The organism is Paenibacillus sp. DRB1-1, from assembly GCF_052119485.1.
GTDB classification, from domain to species: Bacteria; Bacillota; Bacilli; order Paenibacillales; family Paenibacillaceae; genus Paenibacillus; species Paenibacillus polymyxa_B.
The window spans coordinates 780,880-805,253 of record NZ_JBODQH010000001.1 but is presented as its reverse complement, the minus strand read 5'-3'; the positions used below and the strand labels follow the sequence as shown (position 1 = coordinate 805,253).

The 24,374-nt window shown below is 43.4% G+C and carries 22 protein-coding genes; 15 read left to right on the top strand and 7 right to left on the bottom strand.

Annotated features, from left to right (window positions below):
• Positions 1 to 32 precede the first annotated feature (32 nt).
• From ACQW03_RS03665 to ACQW03_RS03645, 5 genes are all read left to right on the top strand, one after another.
• Positions 33 to 752, top strand: a complete 720-nt coding sequence (locus ACQW03_RS03665) for a response regulator transcription factor (protein WP_071640087.1) — start codon at positions 33 to 35, stop codon at positions 750 to 752.
• A complete protein-coding gene (locus tag ACQW03_RS03660) occupies positions 749 to 1,819 on the top strand; it encodes a sensor histidine kinase (RefSeq protein ID WP_071640088.1) in 1,071 nt (356 codons plus the stop codon). Before ACQW03_RS03665 ends, ACQW03_RS03660 begins: the two co-directional genes overlap by 4 nt.
• A 144-nt stretch (positions 1,820 to 1,963) precedes the next feature.
• On the top strand, positions 1,964 to 2,887 hold the full coding sequence (locus tag ACQW03_RS03655) for an ABC transporter ATP-binding protein (protein ID WP_029516536.1): 924 nt from the start codon (positions 1,964 to 1,966) through the stop codon (positions 2,885 to 2,887).
• A complete protein-coding gene (locus tag ACQW03_RS03650; RefSeq protein WP_025723953.1) occupies positions 2,884 to 3,591 on the top strand; it encodes an ABC transporter permease in 708 nt (235 codons plus the stop codon). Before ACQW03_RS03655 ends, ACQW03_RS03650 begins: the two co-directional genes overlap by 4 nt.
• Positions 3,592 to 3,605: 14 nt before the next feature.
• Complete coding sequence (locus ACQW03_RS03645; protein WP_025723954.1) at positions 3,606 to 4,340, top strand: ABC transporter permease; 735 nt, start codon at positions 3,606 to 3,608, stop codon at positions 4,338 to 4,340.
• Here ACQW03_RS03645 and ACQW03_RS03640 read toward each other — a convergent pair whose 3' ends face one another.
• Entirely contained in the window at positions 4,341 to 5,702 is a 1,362-nt protein-coding gene (locus tag ACQW03_RS03640) for a lanthionine synthetase C family protein (protein ID WP_441948298.1), read from the bottom strand. It abuts the gene before it with no gap.
• Between the two features lie 197 nt (positions 5,703 to 5,899).
• On the opposite strand from ACQW03_RS03640, the gene ACQW03_RS03635 reads away from it, so the two are divergent.
• The 5 genes from ACQW03_RS03635 to ACQW03_RS03615 all read left to right on the top strand — a co-directional run bounded on the left by ACQW03_RS03635 (position 5,900) and on the right by ACQW03_RS03615 (position 13,232).
• Positions 5,900 to 6,052 (top strand): FDLD family class I lanthipeptide, encoded by a 153-nt coding sequence (locus tag ACQW03_RS03635; RefSeq protein ID WP_071640090.1) that lies wholly within the window; start codon positions 5,900 to 5,902, stop codon positions 6,050 to 6,052.
• Positions 6,053 to 6,128: 76 nt separating this feature from the next.
• Positions 6,129 to 7,391, top strand: coding sequence for a lanthionine synthetase C family protein (locus ACQW03_RS03630; protein WP_441948295.1), 1,263 nt, complete (start codon positions 6,129 to 6,131; stop codon positions 7,389 to 7,391).
• 49 nt (positions 7,392 to 7,440) lie between these two features.
• Positions 7,441 to 8,115: a winged helix-turn-helix domain-containing protein gene (locus tag ACQW03_RS03625; RefSeq protein WP_441948293.1), complete on the top strand. Its 675-nt coding sequence runs from the start codon at positions 7,441 to 7,443 to the stop codon at positions 8,113 to 8,115.
• Positions 8,090 to 11,344 carry a lantibiotic dehydratase gene (locus ACQW03_RS03620; RefSeq protein WP_441948291.1) on the top strand — a complete coding sequence of 1,085 codons (3,255 nt, stop codon included), beginning with the start codon at positions 8,090 to 8,092 and terminating at the stop codon, positions 11,342 to 11,344. Before ACQW03_RS03625 ends, ACQW03_RS03620 begins: the two co-directional genes overlap by 26 nt.
• A 25-nt stretch (positions 11,345 to 11,369) precedes the next feature.
• Positions 11,370 to 13,232, top strand: coding sequence for an ABC transporter ATP-binding protein (locus ACQW03_RS03615; RefSeq protein WP_230486418.1), 1,863 nt, complete (start codon positions 11,370 to 11,372; stop codon positions 13,230 to 13,232).
• Between the two features lie 44 nt (positions 13,233 to 13,276).
• On the opposite strand, the gene ACQW03_RS03610 is transcribed toward ACQW03_RS03615, so the two are convergent.
• Positions 13,277 to 13,600, bottom strand: coding sequence for an AzlD domain-containing protein (locus tag ACQW03_RS03610; RefSeq protein ID WP_025723962.1), 324 nt, complete (start codon positions 13,598 to 13,600; stop codon positions 13,277 to 13,279).
• The gene (locus ACQW03_RS03605) at positions 13,597 to 14,322 is read right to left on the bottom strand and encodes an AzlC family ABC transporter permease (protein ID WP_023987840.1); all 726 of its coding nucleotides are present in this window, start codon (positions 14,320 to 14,322) and stop codon (positions 13,597 to 13,599) included. Before ACQW03_RS03605 ends, ACQW03_RS03610 begins: the two co-directional genes overlap by 4 nt.
• 154 nt (positions 14,323 to 14,476) lie before the next feature.
• Here ACQW03_RS03605 and ACQW03_RS03600 point away from each other — a divergent pair, with 154 nt between their 5' ends.
• Positions 14,477 to 14,650: a hypothetical protein gene (locus tag ACQW03_RS03600; RefSeq protein ID WP_179085935.1), complete on the top strand. Its 174-nt coding sequence runs from the start codon at positions 14,477 to 14,479 to the stop codon at positions 14,648 to 14,650.
• A gap of 73 nt (positions 14,651 to 14,723) precedes the next feature.
• Here the strand turns inward: ACQW03_RS03600 and ACQW03_RS03595 are convergent, their stop codons facing one another.
• The gene (locus ACQW03_RS03595; protein ID WP_025723964.1) at positions 14,724 to 15,962 is read right to left on the bottom strand and encodes an MFS transporter; all 1,239 of its coding nucleotides are present in this window, start codon (positions 15,960 to 15,962) and stop codon (positions 14,724 to 14,726) included.
• Between the two features lie 406 nt (positions 15,963 to 16,368).
• Here ACQW03_RS03595 and ACQW03_RS03590 point away from each other — a divergent pair, with 406 nt between their 5' ends.
• Complete coding sequence (locus ACQW03_RS03590; protein ID WP_023987843.1) at positions 16,369 to 16,917, top strand: helix-turn-helix domain-containing protein; 549 nt, start codon at positions 16,369 to 16,371, stop codon at positions 16,915 to 16,917.
• Positions 16,918 to 17,017: 100 nt separating this feature from the next.
• Positions 17,018 to 17,533 carry an acyl-CoA thioesterase gene (locus ACQW03_RS03585; protein ID WP_013309488.1) on the top strand — a complete coding sequence of 172 codons (516 nt, stop codon included), beginning with the start codon at positions 17,018 to 17,020 and terminating at the stop codon, positions 17,531 to 17,533.
• A gap of 109 nt (positions 17,534 to 17,642) precedes the next feature.
• On the opposite strand, the gene ACQW03_RS03580 is transcribed toward ACQW03_RS03585, so the two are convergent.
• Entirely contained in the window at positions 17,643 to 19,109 is a 1,467-nt protein-coding gene (locus tag ACQW03_RS03580; protein ID WP_441948286.1) for an RICIN domain-containing protein, read from the bottom strand.
• 225 nt (positions 19,110 to 19,334) lie between these two features.
• On the opposite strand from ACQW03_RS03580, the gene ACQW03_RS03575 reads away from it, so the two are divergent.
• The gene (locus ACQW03_RS03575; protein ID WP_441948284.1) at positions 19,335 to 20,033 is read left to right on the top strand and encodes a 4'-phosphopantetheinyl transferase family protein; all 699 of its coding nucleotides are present in this window, start codon (positions 19,335 to 19,337) and stop codon (positions 20,031 to 20,033) included.
• A 45-nt stretch (positions 20,034 to 20,078) separates the two neighbouring features.
• Positions 20,079 to 21,668, top strand: a complete 1,590-nt coding sequence (locus ACQW03_RS03570; protein WP_441948282.1) for an amidohydrolase — start codon at positions 20,079 to 20,081, stop codon at positions 21,666 to 21,668.
• A 69-nt stretch (positions 21,669 to 21,737) separates the two neighbouring features.
• Here ACQW03_RS03570 and ACQW03_RS03565 read toward each other — a convergent pair whose 3' ends face one another.
• Together ACQW03_RS03565 and ACQW03_RS03560 are read right to left on the bottom strand one after the other, a co-directional pair.
• Positions 21,738 to 23,363 (bottom strand): S-layer homology domain-containing protein, encoded by a 1,626-nt coding sequence (locus ACQW03_RS03565; protein ID WP_076293724.1) that lies wholly within the window; start codon positions 23,361 to 23,363, stop codon positions 21,738 to 21,740.
• Between the two features lie 157 nt (positions 23,364 to 23,520).
• A complete protein-coding gene (locus ACQW03_RS03560) occupies positions 23,521 to 24,372 on the bottom strand; it encodes a DegV family protein (RefSeq protein ID WP_071640101.1) in 852 nt (283 codons plus the stop codon).
• Positions 24,373 to 24,374 lie beyond the last annotated feature (2 nt).

Here is a 24,374-nt window from a genome sequence, read left to right as displayed (position 1 = left end):
AAATGTAAAAAAAGAATGGAGAACCTTGGGTTATGGAAGAAATTGCAGTACTTATAGTAGACGATGAGCAGGGGTTGCGGGATATGCTGACAACGGTGTTAAAAAAAGAAGGATTCCTTCAAGTCAAGCATGCTGCAACGGGTCGGGAAGCGCTGCAAGTCGTGATGGAATCTCATATGGATGTGATTGTACTTGATGTCATGCTGCCTGATAGCGATGGGTTTGAGGTGTGTCGTCAAATGCGTCTATATACGGATGCCCCTATTCTTTTTTTGACGGCAAGAGATACAGACCTAGACAAATTAATGGGGTTTGGTATCGGAGGGGACGATTATATTACCAAACCGTTTAACCCGCTGGAAGTCGTTGCGCGTATGAAAGCTCGAATGAAATATCGGAAAGTTTCGACAGTGGCCATGAAACCGACCTTACGCACTTTAGATTTTGGATATTTTCGTCTGGAGCTGGAATCCGGTGTATTGTATGTGGAGGGAAAGGAGGTCGATTGTCCGGCACGTGAATGGCTACTGCTGGTTTTTTTGTGCAAGCATCCTAACCGGATTTTCAGTGTACGGCAGCTTTATGAGACGATATGGAGCGAGGCCTTCTTGGGTGATGAGAAGACCGTAGTGATTCATATCTCCCGTTTGCGGAAAAAAATAGAACCTGATCCCAAGCACCCGCAATTTTTAATCAATGTAAGAGGGCTTGGTTATAAAATGATGTCAGTCAAGATGGGGGAGCAAGAATGAACTCTCTGGTTAAGATGTCCTTTCGCTTTATGAAAGTAACGTTATGCTTTGTACTGGCCTATGTCCTATGTTTTGTTATTTGCACGATCTTATATATTTTTATAAAAAGTATATTTGGAGCATCTCAAAATATAAATATTGATCTATTCTGGACAGGACTTGGTATCGTGCAGAGTGTTGTGTTCATAGCTGCCTACGGATGGTATATAGGCAAACCTTTGGTGTATGTAATTAAATGGATTGGAAATATTGCGACAGGGGAATTCCAAGCGCCGCTAAGTGAACTGGAACTGCCAGAGGGCAAAAAAAATCAGAAAAATAGTTATAAACCTCCGTATCAATTGTATAAAGAAGTTTTTGAACAAATGAACATCTTATCGGCTCAATTGCGCAGCAATGAGGAAGAGAGAGTGGAATTAGAGAAACGTAAACAGCAGTGGGTAGCAGGTGTAGGCCATGATCTGAAAACACCATTATCTTATATTGAAGGATATGCGGCTATGCTAACTGCTCAAGAGTATGACTGGTCTGAGGAAGAAAGAAGAAGCTTTAGTATGAGTATCAGTGAGAAAGTGACTGAAATGAAGCAGTTGATTCAGGATTTGAATGCTTCTATGCAGCTTAAGGAAAGTCCATTGCCAATCCAATTGGAGAAGGAGGACATTGTGGAGTTTCTCCGTAGTACAGTCATAGATATCGCTAACCATCCTTCGGCTGAGCAATACGAATTTTCTTTTACGTCAATGGAGGCGGCATGTATCATGCCCTTCGATAGCAAATTACTAGGCAGAGCGCTGCAGAATTTTTTGATCAACGCGATCATTCATAATCCTCCAGGTACACACGTTTCCATGGAAGTAAGTAAAGCGAACGATAAGCTTCATATTTCTATCGAAGATGACGGAATAGGAATGAATCCCAATGAGTACATGCAGATATCTCATTCCCAAGGACATGGAATACCTATTGCCAAAAGCTTTATTGAGGCGCATAACGGAACGCTTCATATCCTTTCAGGCAGTAAAGCGGGTACTAGGATGGAGATTTCACTGCCGCTAAACATCTAACTTTTTAACATCTAATCTCACATTTCGCAGTTTGCTCGGTTTTTTTGCCTGTTGTTTAGGGACTGTTTACTTGATGTTTACTTTACTTCAGTAAACTATATGTAACTTAAGCTTCAGCATTAGAAGTCGAGAGGAGATCAGGAAATGTCTGAATATGTAATACATACACAGCAGCTAACTAGGCGTTTTGGAAAACGGGAATTTGTAAAACGAATAAATCTCCAGGTACCCGGACAGCAGATTTATGGATTTTTAGGACCTAATGGGGCGGGTAAAACAACCACGATTCGTATGCTGCTTGGGCTGATTAAATCCACCTCCGGAGAAATTGAGATTTTTGGGAAAAAGCTGAAGGATCAGCGTATGGAAATATTAAAGGATGTTGGTTCCTTGGTTGAATCACCTGCCTATTATGCCCATTTATCCGCATATCGAAATTTAGAAATCGTTACAACCATGCGTGGACTGCCGACCCGAAGAATTCATGAAGTGCTGGATTTAGTGAGATTAGCCAAGGATGCGTATCGTCCGGTAAAGGGATATTCCTTGGGGATGCGACAAAGACTGGGGATTGCTATGGCGCTTATTGCCAACCCCAAATTATTGATACTTGATGAACCGACGAATGGTTTGGACCCATCTGGTATTCAGGAAATTCGGGAGTTAATTATGAGCCTCCCTGGTGCTTACGGAATGACGGTACTGGTTTCGAGCCATTTATTAAGCGAAATTGAGCAGATTGCAACCTATGTAGGAATTATTAATCAGGGTGAAATGATCTTCCAGGGAACGATGAAGGAACTCACCGCCAAAAGCAAGCCTCAATTATTCATTGAAACCCCAGATCCTGTTCTGGCTGCCGGTGCACTGATTCAGCATGGGTGGACGGCCGGAGCTGAATCGATTGAACAAAATGAGGTCGTGACTCCTATTGTAGATCGGCAACAATCTTCGGAGATGATCAAGGTGCTTGTGGAACACAATCATCCCATTTATCGGGTCACAGAGAAGAAAAAAACATTGGAGGAGATATTCCTGGAACTGACAGGTAAGGAGCGAAGCTTATGATACTCCGGGTTATAAAGTCAGAGGGGCTTAAGCTGAAGAAAATATGCTGGTGGATTCCTCTTATACAGGGGTGTGTACTTACAGGCATGACTGCCGTGGAATGGTATCTTTACTTTCGGCAAGGACCAGGAGGTGTCTATGCTGGTTTTGCCGTTATGTTTATGTTCCTTTCGTTTGTGATGCTGCTTGGCGGTACACTTTTGGCGAGCATTATGGCTGGTACAGAGCATGATACTCAAACATGGAAGCAGCTTATGGTCATGCCTGTTCCCAGAAGTTATATCTATCTATCCAAAATTGTATGGATCGTGATTCTGCAGTTGGGTACCGCCTTGATCACTGTAGCAGGTATGAGCCTCATCTGGGTGTTATATACAAACGAACCCATTCCTTGGCGGATCATGCTGTTACAGCCGATTAATGCAAGCTTGGCTACCCTACCAGTACTTGCAATTCAACTTTGGCTGTCTACGCTTTTCACTAATCAGGCATTCCCATTAGCGTTTGGTATATTCGGTTCTATTGCAAGCTTGTTTTTGGCACGCACAAGTATTCTGTGGATTAAAATATTGCCTTGGTCGTACCCTGCACTATCAAGTCCTCTGATGAAGGAACACATGATTTGGGTGATCGTTGCTTTAAGCGCAGGAGTCATCTTTACGGGACTTGGTACACTACAGTTTACCAAGCATGAATTCAAATAGAGAGGAGAAGATACATGGGCTCTATTTTACGCGTGGAGACAATAAAGCTTCAATGGATCATGGTATGGATTCTCATTATATTGGATGCGGTCATAAATTCTTTAATGGGAGTCCTGGAACTGAATGATTTGAAACAGTTTTTTTCGCCCAGTTGGTTAACTTTATATACTTATTCAGCGCAATTTCACTCTATGTTTTTTTATCCGCTCTATTGTGGAATTATCGCTTCTCTTTTGTGTGCGTACGAGCATCGGGATGGGGGATGGAAGATTTTATTAAGTAGCCCGTATCCTCGTCAGCAAATTTATTATGCAAAATATATATTGCTCATTCTCATACTGGGTCTGGATCAGCTTATATTTATAGCAGGCTATTTTGTAAGTGGAAATATAGCAGGTGCTCCAGGAGAAATCCCTTGGTCTGTCGTTCTTTCTACCGGTTTGGGAGGGTGGCTCGGGATTTTTCCCCTGGCAGCACTACAGCTTATGCTCTCGATAAAAATTCGGAATTTTGGAGCTTCTCTGGGAATGTCTATTTGTTGTGTGGTTCCTAATATTGTCATAACAGGCTTTCACTCTTCCATAGGTGCGTGGTTTCCTTTTACGATTCCTTATTATATTATGATGCCGCAAACAGCGACTTATGCACCCAGAGTTGAGCCTTACAGTCTCGGACTGATTGTCATTTTTACGTTTTTAGCCTATCTGTATGGTGGAAGAAAGATGTTTGTGAATAGAGACTGGTTGTAGTTAGGATAGCATGAGGATGTAATCCCAACCGATCTCTTTGTTCTCAGAAACACTTAATAAAGCAGCTGCAATCCCAGCAACGCCTTCAAGCATGCCCGCTTTTGTCAGCCAAGTTAAAGAGCCATCTGACCTTGGCTCGGGGTCCAGATATCCAAGTGGGCTATCCATTTGAAAGCGATCAAGCAGACAATTCGTTAACTGTTGAATAAGCGGGAAAAACGCAGGCTCTTTACTGTGACACCACATTCGCCAAGAGATGGTAAGTAATCCGGCAAGACCGTGACAGAGTGCAGAAGAGTCCATTTCCCGCTTAGCTATCTCATGGGAGATTGCACCGACACAAGCTTTCACAGCCAATTTTTGCAGTTCTTCATTATGGAGAGCCTTTCCGGCAAGAAATAGCGTACAGGCAATGCCGGGGGTACCGTAACACCATGCTTCTCTTGCTCGTTCCAAATCAAACTGTAGAGAGCCTGTTTCAGCTTCGAATGGAACAATATGAGGCCAGTAGTTACCATATTCATCTTCATATTTATACTTAAGCAACCATTCCGCAATGGTTTCAATCGCTTGATATTGGCCTTTTACTTCAATTCCAGCACTGTAAGCTACAGATAATAAAGCCAACGGTCCAGGAATACCGTGTGCCATTCCACAATTAAAATTGCCCAGAGGATAGTTACGTTTATCCCGGTCTAAAAATTGAAACTTTTGCGGGGAGTACCACCCTGGGACATAACGATTGTGAATATGTATGGGATGTGTAAGATCGGTAAGAAATTGAAGAATTGGCTCAACAAGAGGAGTACAGATAGGATCGGTTGAGTTCATCAAAATATATCTTCCAATCCCTGAAGCTCCCGAAATGGTGTCAAAGGCTTGCATGGGCATACCTTCGTGAAGGCTTAATTGTTCTGTGTTCGACTGAAGCCATTGCTCTGTAAGAGGCATCATCCATTGATGTATTTGCTGTAAGAAATTACTGTAGTATTTCCCATGATTAGAAGCCTCTCTTACGGACGAAGCGATGCCTGCCCAGCCACTGTAAAGAGAGAGATCGTGAAGACCATTTTTAGAGAGTGAGGATTGAATCTGAGCCATGTTTGAATGTATGGCTGTATTCCAATCATACGAAGGGTCTGTAGCACGCCATTGCGATAGTAAATGAATGTTACCAGGATAACCATGCGAAAGTGAAGTTTCTCCCCATGGGTGGTACTTTGTTTCTGGCGAAACATTGTGTTTCGATTGGACTGCTGCATAGACGGATTCGGGCTCGCATAGACGTAAAGCAATTTTTTTACTAATATCTCTTGCACGAACTTGGTCGGATTGTTGTATAACAAAACTATCAATTTTCATATGAAAGCCTCCATTATTTTTTTCTTCATTATATTGTCACTAAAATCTAGTGTGTTGTCCTTAAAAATACTGAAAAATAATGAAGGTTTATCTTAAATGTACTCGTTGAAATTAAGAAAAATGTAAGAATTATATAAAGTCTAGTTAAGATTATATAACTTATAATAAAAATGTAAAAAATAAAAGGAGGTAACAAGATGAAAAATCAATTTGATCTGGACTTGCAAGTAGCTAAAGATGAGGTTGCTTCAAAAGGGGTTCAACCAGCCAGTGGTATTATCTGTACTCCTTCATGTGCAACAGGTACTTTGAATTGTCAAGTTAGTCTTACCTTCTGCAAAACGTGTTAATAACGAAAATACATGGAAAAAAGGCACGGTTTCTATAACCGTGTCTTTTCCAGTTATGAAAATGAGGGAAGGATTTATGGTTGAAGATTTGAAGGGGAGATCAGTTGAAATCGGTAAGTATATAGCACAAAAGCTAATAGACCTATCATATACAGAAAAGATAGTTAATCATACAAACAACCTTTCACCTTCACGTGGAAATCCCCCTTGGAATCCCGGCTCGCTTGCCGATGGAATTCCGGGTGTGTTTGCGCTGTTGTCCGAATGGGGTTACCTGGAGCCAGATCAAAATTGGGCAGAGCATGTGCATAGTCAGTTACGGTACTTAGATGCTAACTCTCTATTATTATTGCCTCGTATTTCTCTTTATTATGGAACAACAGGAGTAGCTTATGGCATATTATTAGCTTCCAATAACAGAGCTAATTATAACAAACTAATCTCTCAGCTTAATAAGTATATTGAAGTAAAGTGGGGGGATTTACCTGTAATTGGCACAATTACAGAGTTCAGTAGGCAAATGGATATCATTAATGGGCTGCTCGGGGTGGGCAGATACACTCTGGAGGTTGCTGAAGACAAGACGATGTGTGATCTGTCTCGTCAATTATTAGACACCATTACGCACTTCATACCTGAATATATACATTTATCGTCAAGGGAAGATTCGGCTTCAATCGATCTAGGTTTGGCGCATGGTATCACCGGAATACTTGCACTGCTTGTCACTGCCCTACAAAAAAAGATCAAAGTTGAAGGACTACATGAGGCTATAAAACATATAGCCGATTTTTTGCTTATTCAAATTCAGGAGGATCAATATGGCTGGTATTGGCCTGTAAACTCTCAAGCATCTTCAATGAACAAGAGAGAGAAAAAAGTAGGGATGAGAGAAATTGAAGGCTGGTGTCATGGAACCTTTGGAATAGCTTGGACATTACTCAGAGCAGGAATTGAGTGCAGTAATGAAGAATGGAAAAAGATAGCGGAAAAAGCTATGGAATCCATATTTTGCTTAGATGATGAGCTACTAAACGCGCTATCCCCTACTTTCTGTCACGGGTTGGCTGGTTTGCTTCATATGGCCCATAGATTCTCTAGCTTAACCGATAATATAGCAGCGTTACGCTTTGCCGATCAGATAGCTTTAAAGTTAGTAAATTTATACGATGAAGAACTCCCATTTGGATACCAGGATTTGGAGGGGACAACTCATGTTCATAATGTAGGAATACTACAAGGAGCAACAGGGATTGCATTAAGTTTGCTGGACTATGGAATTGGGAAAGAACATCCTAAATATTCAGGGAGATGGAGTGAATTGTTTCTAATTTCTTAAGGGTGCTACCTTATTGCTTTATCTGAAGCATTGGTTTTGGAGGGATTAGATGAAACAAAAATTTATGGTTATATCATCTTTTAGGAAGATCAAGCATTTTTTTGAGACTTTAAGCACTCCAGAAAACATTCAAATCATGTTTTATGATTCGCTTTACCAGGCTATAACGGAGATTGATGAGCAGTGTATCGGTGTAGCTTTGAATCAGGATCATATAACACTAGAGGACTTGTCTTACTGGCACAGCATTAAAGAAAAATTTAAGGTTCCATTTATCTTTCTTTCCTATCATAGTGACCAACAGCAATTGGATCTCCTCAAACAACTGTTTTCAATGGCATCATCTAAATATGGAATGGAAAGAGAACAGCAGGCTATTAGTTTATCACCCAATGTCATTTTTGATCCTGCTGGAAAGGTTATTTGGAAGCAAGGGCATGAGCATATGCTGACTATGATGGAATTTCGATTATTAATGTATCTTCTTACTGCAAAAGAGTGTGCTTCTACGATTGATCACATTATAGACAGAGTCTGGGGAGTGGATGCTTTTACTACGTCTAATACGGTGTATGTGCACATCCGAAAATTGAGAGAGAAAATAGAAGATGATCCAAGTCATCCAAAAATTCTGGTAACATGTCATGGAATCGGTTACAAGTTGAATATATTTCCTGAAAACTTGGAGGTGGTCAGTTGTGAAGAGACAACTGCATTACACTGATGCGCATAAACTACATAATGAAGTGAGAGATCGGGATGAAAGATGGTTTAGTGCATGTGATTTTTTTCTAATCAGAGCTCCATTACTATCGCTAGACCAATATTTTCAGGTGTTTTCGGATCAAGATGTGGACAGCCAGCTTACTTTGGAGGAAATAACTCGTCGATTAAAGTTGATATCCCAAGAAGCTGTTGTTCAAGAAGCCATATCATTAGCCTCTCCGTCCCTAATGCAGTTTCTACATTACTTGAATGATGGTCATGCTTTGGATGATAAAGGAGAGCTACAAAAGTATGAGAAGACGCTGAACAGCTTTTATCGTTATTTTATTCGGATGACTACCCGAACGACTCCATTTGGGTTATTTTCAGGAGTGGGGCAGGGGATTTGCGGGAAGACTACCGATCTGGATATTGGTAGCTATCCTAAGCATCTGAAGAGAGCCAGACCCGACATGGAATGGATATATAAACTGATTCAAAAAATAGAAGCTGATCCAGCCATATTTAATCAACTTAAGGTCTTCCTAAACAAAACGGTTATGATCAAAGGGAATCGAGCCAAATTACCATTCCGACCTAAGCATGGAGCAGCAGAAGCTGATGATTCGGCAGAAATTTTTAATTCCATTCGGCTTACTGACGTTGTTCGAATGACGTTTGAAGCTGCGGAACATCCCATTCGGGTGATGGAACTCAAAGAAATACTATTAAAGGCATTCCCTGACGCTACTTTGGAAATCATAGCTGATTATTTGCAGCAACTAGTAGAGCAAGAGTTTATTCTGAGCGAGCTTAGACCTCCGTTAATGGATCATTCACCCTTTCATTACATATTCGAAAAAATTAAAAAACTGGACATTTCCGATCCTTGGATTCACATTTTACACGAAATTGATGCTTTATTACTTCAATATAATCAGTGCACGATTGGAGAAGGAGAGAAGGTCTACCGGAAATTATGTGACAAAATGCTGGATATCATTTCTGTAAAAACACCTGTACAAGTTGATGTTAAATTGGATAAAGAAGTAACGCTGCCGAAACATGTGCTTGATGAGGTTTCATTAGGGGCTGAAGTCATGTGCAAATTGTATGCATCCCCCAAAACGGACGAATTGGATGAATATTTGAATCGTTTCTTGGAAAAGTACGGTGTGTATCAGGAGGTTCCTATTCATGAACTGTTTGATGAGGATTGGGGTTTGGGTATACCGGAAATGTATCGTTCAAATGAAAAAAAATCAATGGGCATGGAGGCATTTAAACGCAACGCTGTTCTCTTTCAATGGGTTTCGGATGCCATTTCTAATCATGAAATAGAACTCGCCCTTACAGATGAACAATTAGAGCAACTGATGATTTCTGATAACTACGACACTTCCCCAGAATCAATGGAGATTTATTACAGTATATTTGCTGATTCTCCTGAAAAAGTTGATTCTGGAGACTATTCGCTTTTACTTGGAGCCAGTGCTGGCTCGAATAGAGCGGGTAAAACCTTTGGACGTTTTCTGGATATGTTGAGTGAGGAGTTTGTACAAAAATTCTCTGAAATATATGATCATCACCGATGCTTTCATCCCGATGCGTTATTGTCAGAGATGGTTTTTATGCCGGAACAGGGGAAAATATCAAATATCTCATTAAGCAAAAATTTAATGGCATATGAGATTGTGTCGGGAACCACCTCTTCTAAAGATGAGGACCATACGCTCTGTATTGATGATTTAGTGGTGGGTGCTACTCATGATCGTTTTTATGTCAAGTCCAGACGTTTGGGTAAGGAAATAATCCCCTTGCAAACACACATGCTGAATTACAAGCTTTCACCACATATATTCAGATTTCTAACGGATATTACCAATAAAGAGATTGGTACGTGGTCTTATTTTGACTGGGGGCCATTAGAGCAATCCCCTTTTTTGCCAAGACTAGTATATAAAAAGATCATTATTAGTGCTGCGCAGTGGAAACTGAGCAAAGCTTCATTGAATATTTCAGAATCATGCGAGTCCAAAGAAGGAGAAGAACTTTTCCATGTGTGGAGACAACAATGGAATGTACCGCGTTATGTTTACCTAACGATGGGGGATAATCGCCTTTTATTAGACCTATGCAACCTTTTCCATATCAAAGAATTGCTACATGAGGTGAGCAAGACACGTGAAGGACAGGAACTTCTTCTTACCGAGTGTTTGGGTAATCCCTTCCATACCCCAGTACAGGGGACGGCAGGAAGATATATGGGAGAATTTGTGTTTCCACTAAAGAAGAAAAAAATAAAGGTGAAACCGAGTATCCCTAGTTCACAAAACCATATTGCTTCTCAAAACTTCATTACTCATACTCCTTCCAGCATTCATAGAGGCATATTTCCAGGAGGGGAGTGGCTATACCTTAAATTGTACGGAGTCAAGGAAAGAGAGACTGACCTGGTAGGCTTAAGCCTAGGGCATCTCTTAAAACAGCCGGGGTTTAAGGATTGGAGTCAAAAATTTTACTTTTTGCGATACGTTGATCCTGAACATCATATCCGTTTACGTTTTCAGGGAGAGCCCGATAAGCTATGGACAGCTGGTTTGGCGCAATTAAATCAGTGGGCAGCCGAGTTACGTGAAGAGGGGCTAATAACAAATATGGTCATAGATACATACCATCCTGAATGGGAGAGGTATGGAGGACAGACACTTATGGAGCTGGCAGAACAGGTTTTTGACGTGGATAGTCAATGGGTCATCGCCTATATGAAGGGAATTCGCTCTAATGCTTTCAATCTGGACATAGAGATTGTGGCTGTGATGAACATTATTCATTATCTGAGTGGTTTTGGTTTAACGATTCAGGAGCAAGTGAAATGGCTAGAAGAGAGAATTGATTGCAAGCCTCATATGAAGGCATTCAGGGATGTCAAAAAAACATTGATTACCGCTGTAGAGTCGAATTATGAATGGATTGGACAAGCAGATACGAACACACAGGTTGCTTTCTTAGCGCTTGTAGAAAAAAGACAGACTATGATTCAGAAGTATGCTCAAGCGATAATCCTGGCTAAAAATAATCACGAACTTACCAATCATCCTGATGATATTTTAGGCAGTATCATTCATATGCATTTGAATCGTCTGCTTGGTGTAAATAGGGAGCGAGAAATAAAATGTATGGCTTTAGCTAAGCATACAGTAGCTAACCTGTTGCATAGGAAAGGGGTAAGCTATGTCACAGTCTGATGGACAAACCAATGACCTGATCTCTTTGTCCTATAAAAATATATTTCGTACCTTTTTATTTTGGCCTCGTATATTCAGGCTGCTTTGGGACACACATCCTTCCTTTTTGATTGCTATACTCATTACGAATTTATTGAAGGGCGCAATTCCTGCTGTGATCCTTTTAACTACGAGAGAATTAATCAACAGTGTCGTGGCCGGAGCGTCAGGAGGAAGCTTTCAACCTGTTTTTATAGCTTTTGGCGTCTTGATCGGTGTCAATTTGCTGTACGATCTGATCAATATTGGCGAAAGCTTTTTTCGTAAAATGTTTCAAAGCCGGCTATCGAACCAGGTAAATATCAGAATTATTGAAAAAGCACAAAAGATGTCTTTGCAGTCGTTTGAGGATGCAGATGTGCAAAATATGCTCCAACGTGCTCAGGGAGAGGCAGATTTTAGGCCGTTTGAAATATTTACTCAAATCCTTGCCATTATTAGCAGTGTTGTAACCTTATTCTCGACGGGTGCTATTCTCATCGCATGGAGATGGTGGGCGTTCTTATTCATTTTTCTCATTCCATGCTTATCATTTTATTCTTTTTTACGTATCGGACAAAGAGAATTTAATGTTCACTTTCAAAGAGCAGGAAGACAACGTGAATCCTGGTATTTGTCGTTTTTAGTGACAAGAGATAATAGTTTTAAAGAAGTGAAAATATTTCAATTGGGAGACTATCTGCGAAAAAGATACAAAACGATACTCGAAGGGTTTTATCGCGAGGATAAAGTGCTAGCAGTTCGTAGATCCTATACTTCTCTTGTATTTCAGATTGTAAATCAGGGTGCGTGTGCATTTATTATTTTCATGGCCATACAAGCCACTTATGTTGGTCAAATTTTAGTGGGGAACTTGGTGAGCTTAATTCAGGGTATCACGTTAACCCAGTCAACATCGCAGAGCATTGTACAAGGGATTTTAAGCTTGTGTCAAAATAATTTGTATATCAAGCAGCTATTTGACTTTTTGGATATGCCGGAAGAGGCAAAAATACAAAAATCAGTTCAGCAATTGCCTTTGTCCGCTATTCACAGTATTGAATTTCGGAATGTATCGTTTAGATATCCGAACACGGAGGAGAATGCCATTTCTAATGTTAGCTTCAAGCTTCATCAAGGAGAGAAGCTGGCCATTGTAGGGAAAAATGGATCGGGTAAATCAACAATTGTGAAGTTAATGACTCATTTGTATTCCGATTTTGAGGGAGAAATCTTAATTAATGGACACTCTATACATGAATTGGATAAAGACAGTTTTAGAGAAAAAATAGGCGTTGTTTTTCAGGATTTTGTACATTATGAGATGGCTGTTAGAGATAATATAGGCTTTGGTAATGTGGCTTCCAGAGAAAATGATGAGGCTATTTGGACAGCTATAGATAAGGCGGGAATCACAGATTTGATAGTCGGCCTGCCTGATAAAATAAATAGCTTGCTTGGAAAATGGTTTGAAGATGGACAGCAGCTATCTGGAGGACAATGGCAGCGTATTGCAATAGCTAGGGCTTTTATGAGAAATGCCGATATATATGTCTTGGATGAACCGAGCTCTTTTTTGGATCCACACGCGGAGAAAGAGGTTTTTCAAAAGTTTGATCAGCTTATTCATGAGAAAATTGGAGTGTTTATTTCACACAGATTGTCCTCTGCACGTATGGCCGATATCATTATTTTAATGGAGGAGGGTAGAATTGTAGAAGCAGGTAGCCATGAACGCTTAATGGATATAGACGGAGTGTATGCAGAAATGTTCAGGCTCCAAGCCTCCTCGTATCTTTCACAACGAGAACGTGGTTTTGAGGAAGAAAATCTGTCGCCCTCGTTAGTAAGGACGACAGGTGGATCATAAGAAAGGACAGATGCCCTCCTATTGTAGGAGGGTAATTTTTATCTTCACCACAAAAGTCGAACTACAGCCATACTCACAATACCGACAACGACGGTAGCCAGCAGGTTTTTGCTCCACAAGGCGGTCACTAGCGTAGGAAGAACAGCCATAAGCACTTGCCCATTAAGAGTGACTGAGGTCTCGGTTCGAACGAGCAGATTTTCCATCACGAGGGCCGTGAATATGCAGATGGGAATATAGGAAAGCCATTGTAGCACTGGCTTGGGTAGCGCCAGCCTTTGCAGCACGACAAAGGGAATGATCCTTGGAATCGCCGTGACAATCATGGCACTGATAATGATATACAGGACATTGGGATTAATGTTCATTTGTCGGTTAACACTCCAATCGTTGCGGTGATCATGGTCGCTATAATGACGGCGATATGTGATGGCACCCACCAGGCCAAAAGGTACATCAGAACAGCCATACATAGCACAAGCAGCAGACGATGCTTGAGTTTGGAGGTCTGGACACTTTGGAGCTGGGAAATGAGTAAGGCAAGAAACATCGCAGGCAAGGCAAAGTCCAGACCAAAAGCCTCCGGTCGGGAAATCCAGTTCCCGAGAACCCCTCCCGCCACACAGGATGCAATCCAGGCGAGATAAGCTGTAATATTAAGCCCGTTCATCCAGCGGTCACTGACCTGCCCGCCTTTAGCCAATTTATCCGATGCTACTCCAAAGGATTCGTCCGTCAAAAGAACACCGATGCCTATGTTTTTCCACAATGAATATTTAGAAAAGTAAGGAGCCAGCGATGCACTTAATAGCAGGTGACGAGCATTCACAATGAAAGTCGTTAAAATAATGACGGATGGAGGACTGGCTGCAGCCAGCATCGAGCACATAATAAACTGGGAGGCTCCTGCGTATACAAGCGCCGACATGAAGGCAATTTCCATGGTGCTAACCCCTGATGAGGCACCCACAATGCCTGCCGCGAACCCAATACATACATAACCGAGCAATGTAGGAATACAATCTTTAACCCCTTGTAAAAAGCTGAGTGAATCGTGCTTCGTTCCGCTCAACTCCGAAGCTATGGACATTTTAACCTTACCCCCAGTGTATAAATTTTATAATAGTATATAACGTAAATTGTAAAGCATCAATATATTATACGTTTGTATGTTATATTGAATAGTTCCTACAGGAGAATTGCTCTTAAAAAGCTGTTTTACTGTTGACAACCCAATGAAGGCTATGTATTTACCAATAAGGTTCGGTCGTGTTCCGGTTCCAGACGATTTGGCAGCAGCTAGTCATCCAAAAGCGGTGTTCAAATGTACTCCCGATGAGTTCTTCGAAATGGCAAACGGGCAAGAACTGATGATGAATCAAAGCAGCTCGGATGTGTTCATACAAGGGCTGTTTTGACTGAATGGGGAACTCGTAAAAAAAGGGCGTCCCAGTCAGTTCATGACTTATGGGACAACCCTAAGGTGATGATTTATATAAGCTCCTGCCGCTTTTTTAGATATCCGTAGAGAATAATTCCCGAGATCGCGCAGATGGCTGCGCATAGACCGATAACTCCATAACCCGCCTGAAGCCCGCGCAGTATGCCAAGCTCAGTGGTTGCGCCGTAGACTATCTTGACTCCTTCGATTACCCAGCCGATCACATAGTTGCCAATGACACTACCTATGCCCATCAGCGTGACGACGAACGTAATAGCTGTATCACTGTCCTTCGGATATCTCCTTGCTATGAACGCCATCACGGTCGGATAGATCATTGCAATACCTGCACCCGATACGGCAAAGAGAAACGCCAGTCTCTCTCCACCCGCGATTGCTGCGAACGTACATATCGCTGAGAAGGCGGAGAATAGAATCGTCGAAAGCACGAACCCCATCCGGTCTGTGAGCGGACCAAGCAACAGGCGCCCCAACGAGAAGGTAAGAAAGAACGCTGAGAGCATGCTGGACGCCTTCACCGTGCTCCATGAATACGCTTTCTCTAAAAAGTTGACCAGCCAGCCCCCAACTGCGAGCTCAGAGACTACTCCAAACGACAGGATCATTACCATCATCCAGAGTGCTGGATCGCGGGTTAGCGTCTTGAGTGAGGTTCGATCCTCATGCTGCAAATCGTCTCCCGGGAAGGTGCTGAGCAGTGCGGCCACAATCGGCAGCAGGCAGAGCGACAACATAGCCAGATACATCCCCCGCCAGTCCAGCATATGTCCAAATACCGTCAGTGACATGACTCCCGTCGCCAGCAAAGGGGCGACTGTTGAGCTGAGCCCATAGAAAAAGTGGGACAAATTCATCATCGTGCCGGTATTTTTCACAAAAATCCTCGCCCCCAAAATTGCGAGCGCAATCTCCAGCATGCCGTTCCCGATATACATCAAGAAGTAAGACGAGGCGAAGAACGGATATGTGTGCGACAGATAGATGAACACTCCCGAGATGATCATGGAAGCAAAGGAAATGATGCTGACCGCCTTGATTCCCCACTTCCGGACAAGGACAGCGGTGAACGAGCAGGCAATCAAATAACCAAGTGCGTTTAGAGACAACAATGTTCCAAGCTGCTGTTCATCCAGATTGAAGTCGAATTGGATGCGTGGAATGGCAGGGCCTTTAATATTTTCCGAGATGCCAAATACAATAAAGCCAATAAAAATTGTCGCCAGCTGCATTGTATACATGTGGCGGGACTTGCGGGTTTGCAGATTCAAATTTAATCCCTCCTAGATAGCCAAACTTGATTTTCTCACCTGTTGGGTGTTCAGGGACGGAAAAGTCATAGGATAGCAGCCCTCCTTCAGGATATTACAATAGTTTTGAAAAAAGTTTTAATAAGTGAAAAGTTTAAGGACATTTATATTCAATGTCAATGTTTTTATTGCATGTTGAAGTAAGCGAGGAACCTGACCATATTACAGTAAATTGTAGCATGTCTACTTCCCGTTTAAGCTTTGTATTACCTTGATCGGCTACACTTAATTTACTGTGGAGAATAAGTCGTGCATCCAAAATTGCAAAAGATAAATGATATTTTACGATACAGTCTATATATAGCGAACACACAGTCTTTTGTGTATTCTTCTTATATAGACTTTTGGATACAAGGAGGCATCGTCCGTGGATTCAATGCAGCATATTATTGGCTCTAATTTGGCTCAAATCAGGAAGACTAGAGGATTAAGTTTGGATAAGGTGGCTGAACTGACAGGAGTCAGCAAAGGGATGCTGGCTCAGATTGAGAAGGGGAAATCCAATCCTACGGTAACAACCCTTTGGAAAATTGCGAACGGTCTGCACGTATCCTTCTCCACCTTTCTTAAAGAAGATCCGCCGCAAATTACGAAGATTCGGAGGGAAGACCTGCATCCGGTTATTGATGAGGACGGTAATTATTTTGTTTACCCTGTATTCCCGTATCACGCTGAAAAGAAGTTTGAGGTGTTCACGGTAAGTCTGAAGCCAGGCTTTACACACCAGGCAGAGAAGCATTTGGGAGAGGAAACGATTCTCATGATTCGTGGGGAAATGTACTTTGAAATGCAGGGGCAACAGCTCAAGCTGAGTGCAGGGGATGCCGTGCAATTTCAAGTATCTGACATACATACCTACCGGAATGATTCGGATGAGGATGCCGATTTTTATGTATTGATTTATTATGCGGATTAGTGGGATGATTAGTATAGTCTAAAAAAGGCTTCCACATCATGATTTTGCAAAATCATGAGATATAAAAAGAGAGCAACGAGGAAAAGAGAGGAAAGAACCCATGGAAAGCAAGTACATCCGAGAAACCTACTGCTTCAAGACGTCCCGAGTATTTCCCAACGATATCAACAATCATAACACGCTCTTCGGCGGCAGGCTGATGTCGTATATCGACGATATCGCATCTATTGCAGCTGCTAAGCTGTGTCGTACGAACACAGTTACAGCCTCTACGGATTCGGTGGATTTTTTGCTACCTATCCATCCGAGTGATTCTGTCACGCTAGAAGCGTTCGTAACCTGGACAGGCCGCAGCTCGATGGAAGTGTTCGTAAAGGTAATTCGTGAAGGACTGATGACTGGCGATCGGAAAATCGCAGCCACCGCCTTCCTGACCTTTGTGGCATTGGACGAGAACAACCGTAAAGTGACCGTCCCGCAGGTGATTCCAGAAACAGAAGAGCAGTTACAATTGCACCAGACGGCTCCATCACGCGCAGCCATACGGCGTCAGCGGAGGGAAGAAAGCAAGCAGCTGGCTAGTTTTCTGACAACAGATTATCCGTGGGAACTGTAACGTACTAGAGATTATCAATTTCATCGTTTTACGTAAAAAGGAGCCGTCTTTTCCGTTAGCAGTCACCATGATCTGCTCGGAATACGGCTCCTTTTGAAAATAACTTGAGCTATTCTACTTTAACTACACGGAAATGCTGATTCGTCCCACCATTATCGCCCCATTGAATGGCTTTGGCTCCATCGGCGGTGGCGCCTTCAGAAATATCGATCAGCTTGCCGGTTGCCCGATTTTTCAGCTTGTAATAACCACCGGTTACGGATACTAATTGCCAATGCTGACTGGACCAGCCTCCGTCACTCCACTGCTCAATAACTGTACCGTCTGTTGTGGTACCGCTTTCAACGCCAATTAGCTTTCCGCTGTTGCGGTTCACAATTTTATAATATCCGCTGTCTGCATCCTTGAGCTGCCATTGCTGGTTTGCTGCTCCGGAATTTACACGCTGCTCCAGGTCTGCGCCGTCCGTCGTTGCATTGCCAATAATGCTTAGTGGCTTATTGCTCTTGCGATTCACTAGCTGATAATAGGCATTCGGATCAATGGCAATTGGCGTTGTTATCCCCTCGACCACACCAGTGGCGGTGTCAATATTAATGCTGTCGAACCAATCCATGGCTAATGAAGTCGCTGTTGGAAAACGCAGTGGCAACCATACATATTGAGAATCCTGCACAGGACCGCTCCACGCACCCGCCCAACGGTCGCCCAAATACAGGTATGAAGTCGTCTGGGCACCTTCAACAGGAATCACGTAAGCTGACTGTGAACCATAAGTCGTACTGTCCCCGAAGTTTATCGTATTACTCCAGGTTCCTTCAATGCTGGATGCGGTAGCATACTTGGCTTGATTGGGATTCCAGCCGGTTGCCCCGGATGTAATCAGGAAGTAGACGTCTCCTTTTTTGAACATCGCCGGAGCTTCACGATATTGTCCTGGCCAAAGTGTAGTTACCAGTGATTCAACTTGCAGAAAATCCGGTGTCAGACGATAAATGTTCAGATCCGCGTTTACCCGGGTAGCCGAAATCAGGTAAGCTGTACCGTTATCGTTGTAGACGGTCATATCGCGCGAATCGTAATCCAGAGGACGGAAGCTGCCCTGATACGTGTAATCGCCGTCCACGGTATCGGAAGAAGCAACAGCCACTCGGGCCTCGTTGTAATTAACCCCATTCTCCTTATGCATCCATAATACGTATTTACGTGTTTTTTCATTGTAAATCACTTTCGGACGTTCAATATTCGAAACATTCAGCTCCACAGCGGAGCTGCTGGTCAGTACATTTTTACGAAACTCCCAGTTTTTTAAATCAGAGGAACGGTAGGCGGATACCGCCTTGAACGTGCCGTTGGGATTACGATTTTCACCAAACCAATAATAGTAACCGTCTACTTTAATCATACCACCCCCATGGGCATGGACCACGTTTCCATCTGTATCTTTAAACTGAATGCCATTTACAACATTCGCTGAAGCGGCTGAAGCGACCTTAGGTGAAAACATCTGAAAAATGCTCAACGTCAGCAAAATAGAGAGCATAATACACAGCAAGCGGGCAAAATCATATTTCATTGTTTCGTCCTCCTCTGCATGCGTTATTTTAAAGCGCTTTCATTAATGGGCTCTATGAAGTGTTTTAATAGAGATGCTTATCCCAATTGTATCCATATTGAATTGAAAGTGCTAGAGTAGTATATTGACCATGTACACGGCACACGCCATCCATATCTAACAGACTTAATCGAACGGTGAGTGTTACAAACTGGCTGATATTCATTAGATATACAGGAGGCAACCATGAAAATATACGCGATTGATACGAGCAAGCCGGAAGCTGAGGAGCATTACGAATTACTGGTAAATCGGGTTTCGCTGGAAAAGCAGCACAAGTTAGATCGTTTTTTACATCGGGAAGATGCTTTGAGGGGCTTATATGCCGATGTGCTGCTAAGATGGTTGGCCTGCCGGCAATTGAAGGTATCTAATGCTAGTCTTCAATTTACATACAATGCGTTCGGTAAGCCTTCCTTGATAAATGCACCCGCATTCCATTTTAATGTTTCTCACTCGGGAAAATGGGTGGTATGCGCTATTGATGATCACCCGCTTGGAATCGACATTGAACAGCTCCGTCCTATTGATTTTGAGGTAGGTAGAGTGTGCTTTTCGGACACAGAGTATGATGCGTTAATGCGTCAGGACGCAGACAGCCGATTGTCCTACTTTTACGATCTATGGACGCTTAAAGAAAGCTTTGTGAAGGCCGAGGGGCAGGGACTAACCCTACCGTTGAAGTCTTTTTCATTCGAGCTGAAGGCACAACCGTTCATAGGCTTCACGACAGAGGGCTTTACCAGCGAGTATTGTCATTTTAAGCAGTATGAGCTGGATCAGGATTATAAAATGGCTGTCTGTGCAGCTCATGACCAATTTGCCCAGCAGGTGCAGCAGTTAGATATAAATACACTACGCTTGGAAGTGGCAACACAGGCGTAATATGAAGTGGATATGCGTATAGTTGAAAAAAGGAGATGAGTGGCGTTGACATTCGTTTTGTTCAAGCACGGCCGGTTGTATGGGGAGTGGGCTTCCAAAGGAGACTCCATCGTTGTACAGCAGGGTCGGATACAAGCCATCGGGTATGCTCGGGAGCTTGAATTGCAGTTGACCGGTAAGGAATATGAAACTGTGGATTGGGAAGACGCCTATGTACTGCCAGGCTTAACCGATTCACATATGCATTTGTCTATGCATGGTATGAAGCTGGCTATGCTGGATTTAACATCAGCTACCTCCAAGGAAGAGATGCTGGCTATGCTGCGCAAGCGGGTCGCTGTAACACCGCCGGGAGAGTGGATTTTAGGACTCAACTGGAATGAAAATGCGTTTATTCCTGTTGAAATTCCAGGTATAGCCGAGCTGGATGCCATTACAGATCAGCATCCGGTATATCTCACTCGTACGTGCTTTCATACGTTCTTGGCCAATTCAGAGGCATTTCGGCGTGCAGGTATTAGCGAGGACACCCCTGACCCGGCTTCGGGAGCCTATGGACGAGACGCAGATGGACGGTTGAACGGATTAATTTATGAGGAAGCATCCTTTGCCTTTACTAGCGTGCAGCCAGAGCCGGATTATTCGGTTAAGAAGGACACGATTCGGCGGGCTTGCCTGGATGCGCTACGGCTTGGTCTGACTGCTGCACACACGGAAGATTTACGTTTTTTAGGCAGCGTGGAGACGATGCAGCGAATTTACAGGGAGCTGAGGGAAGAAGGTCTTGTTTTTCGCACACACCAGCTCATCTATCATCCATTTATGGAGGAAGCGAAAGTGCAAGGGCTGCGTGCAGGTACCGGAGATGAATGGTTTAAAATCGGTGCGATTAAAATGTTTGCCGATGGCGCTATTGGTGGAAGAACGGCATTATTGTCTGAACCTTATAGTGATGCTCCACATACCTGCGGAATGGCGATTCAACTGCAGCCAGAGCTGAATCAGATGGTGGCAGCTGCCAGGGCCGCAGGCTTTCCGGTGGCTGTACATGCTATAGGGGATGGGGCAGCGCACATGATCCTGACAGCAATGGAGGCCCATGTGCTCACGGAGGAAAGCGGTTTGCCAGATCGTCTGATCCATGGACAGGTGCTTAGAAGGGATTTGGTCAAGAGAATGGTGAAGCTGCCGCTGATTGCGGACATCCAGCCCCGTTTTGTCGCAAGTGACTTCCCTTGGGTACTGGATCGGGTGGGGAAAGAACGGACTGAATATTTATATGCCTGGAAAAAGCTGCTGGAAGCAGGCATTCCATGTGCTGGAGGTAGTGACGCGCCGATTGAGCCGTTAAACCCTTTTCTTGGTATTCATGCGGCAGTGACTCGCGCCAAGCCGGAACAAATGCATGAGGGCTATCTTCCCGCTGAAAAGCTGGATGTACATGAAGCCATTCGTCTGTTTACCACGGGAAGCGCAGTAGCAGCCGGGGAAGCTGATGAAAGAGGGGCGATAGCTGAAGGGAAAGCGGCTGACTTTACAGTCATTGACCGTGATGTATCGGAAAGCCTGCAAGCTTTACTTGATGTTAAGGTACGAATGACAGTTGTAAACGGGAAAGTTGCATATCGGTCATAGGCTGGTGATAAGTATATATGGCAAAATCCTTCAACGTCACTTTTCACGTGAGGTTGAAGGATTTGTATTTTATAAACCACGCTGTATAAATCGGTCTGCGTTTTTTACACTGGACCACAGATCAGAGCTTGCTCCGCCCGGATACCAGTAGGCGAAGCCAGCAAACCCAGCATCCTGCCCCAAGCGATACTTACGAGTGAAGGATCGTCCTTCTTCAAGCCACAGCTTATGAAGCTGCGTGTCTTTGTAAGACACGGTATACTGCTGAATATCCTCATTCCAGATTGGTTTGGAGACGGAACGGGATACTAGCTGGTTTTGCTGATCTAGTGATATATCAGAGGAAGCGATTGAATGTCCGCTAGCGTTAAGCGTCCAGTTCCGTGTAAATAATGGCAACGCCAAGATCGCTTTCTCAGGATAGGTGGTTTGTACAAAACGCCGCACGCTTTCACGGAGCCATGGCAGTGAGGACACAGAGCCGGGGATCGAGCTACCTCCCCAATGCTCGTCATATCCCATCAGGATCAGATAGTCTGCCGCAGCACCAAGCTGTTTATAATCAAAGGCGGCAGTCCAGTCCGTTCCGTAATCAGGAGATACACAAATCGCCAGTACCGCATTCTGACTCTTCAACTTAGCTTTTAATTGTTGGACGAACAATGTTAAATTGGCACGATCCTGACCATCTACATTTTCAAAATCAATGACAAGTCCGTTCAAACCGTATACAGATACGGCGTTGGCAAGCTGAGTTATAGTTTTATTCCGTAGAACCTCACTGGATAGAATTTGGTGCGTCAGCACCAGGTTGGAACGGTTGCCTACCATAGCCCAGATATTTTTATGATGCTGTTTGGCCCAGGTGAGCAGCGACGAATTAGTATAGTCGCTTATACTACCTGTTTCATTTAGAAAAAACCAACGTGGTGACAGGGTGTTGATGTTGGATTGGAGCACTGTATTTTCAAACTGCTGAACGGTTTGATCATATTGCCAGCCTAGTCGGATGGAAGAAGCGATGGAAGCAGTTTGGTTAGCATGCTTAGTTGAATACGTTAGCAGACGCTCCAGCAATGCCGCTGTTTCTTCGCGGGTTAGAGAGGATGCTGGACGGAAATAGTTACTTTCACCTTTCATAAAGCCGTAACGATTTACGGTGGTTACCGCATCAAGAGCCCAATCTGCAATTTCCCCAGTATCTGTGAAGGAGGAAGAAGCATTTCCTGATCCGCCCGAAGAGCGGATGAGACGTGCAATCATCAAGGCCGCTTCTTGACGGGTTATAGGACTATTAGGTTGAAATGTCGCAGACGTTCCCCCCTGAACGATATTGAGTTGAGAAGCTGCTTCAATCCATCCATAGTACCACGTCTTTTTGGCAACATCTCGGTAGGAAGAAACGGCCGCTTGTACAGGCTCCAGACCGAGTGTACGGTCCAGTGCGGTAACCCATTCGGCTCTGGTAACAGCCTTTTTAGGAGAGAAGTAACCAGGTTGTGTACCGTTCAAAATTCCTTTAGCGTGCAGGGAAATAATAGACTGATAGGCATAGCTGTGTGCAATATCTTGGAACGTAGCACCGGATGCTGCTGCTGGAGCAGCTAAATATGATGTGGATGTGGTGAATATTGTGATGGCTGTAGTTGCTGATAGGGTGAGCCGGGTTAACCAACGTGATCGTTTGGAACTCATACCAAATAACCTTCTTTTTTATGATAGATTGTAGATTCATATATCGTTACTCGACGAATAATACTATCAAAAAGAGGAAAGTTATTCATTGCTAAATTGCTGGAAAAACACCAAAAAACCCGCTACCTATTCGGCAACGGGTTCGATATTGGATAAACTATGCTTTTTTGGCATACATAATACCGATAGTCTGTGGACCACAATGACTGGAAATGACACAGCCTGCTGTAGTTAGCAGTACCTCTTGTGCGTTCGTTTCTTCTTTCAAGCGAGCTTGCAGCATCAGCGCATCTTCCTCGGCCAAAGCGTGCACGACAATAATGATATCGTTATCCATCTGATCTCGTTGATTCAGAGCGTTTTGCAGCATCTGATCCAGTGCTTTTTCACGTTTGCCGCGGACTTTGTAGGCAGGCGTCATTTTTCCGTCAATCACTTTGATCACCGGACGAATTTTGAGCAGACTGCCGATCAGGTTTTGCATGCCTGAGCATCTTCCGCCTTTATACAGGTATTCAAGTGTATCAATGACAAATTCCGTGTCTATTAACGGCCTGGTTTTTGTCAACATGTCTACAATCTGCTCCATCGTATTGCCGTTGGCTGCCGCACGAGCAGCTTTCATCACAAGCAGGCCAAAGCCGCACGACAAATTCAAGGAATCAAAAACCGTAATGCGGCCTTCCGGAAATTCGGAGGCAGAGAGTAGCGCATTCTGGTACGTCGATGATAGCTCGGAAGACAGACTGATATATAAAATGTCGTCCCCTTGTTCTATGTAGGGCGCAAAGGCTTGAATAAAATCCGACGGAGAAGGTGCGGCGGTACGCGGTAAATGTCCCTCGCGGCTTACACGTTGAAATAATTGTTCTGGGTGAATGTTTACACCATCCTGCAATGCTTCATCACCAAATACTGTATACAATGGCACAATGCTAATATCGTACTGTTGGCGCCAGTGAGTAGGAATATCACTGGTACTGTCGGCAAAAATTTTAATTTTGTTCATAC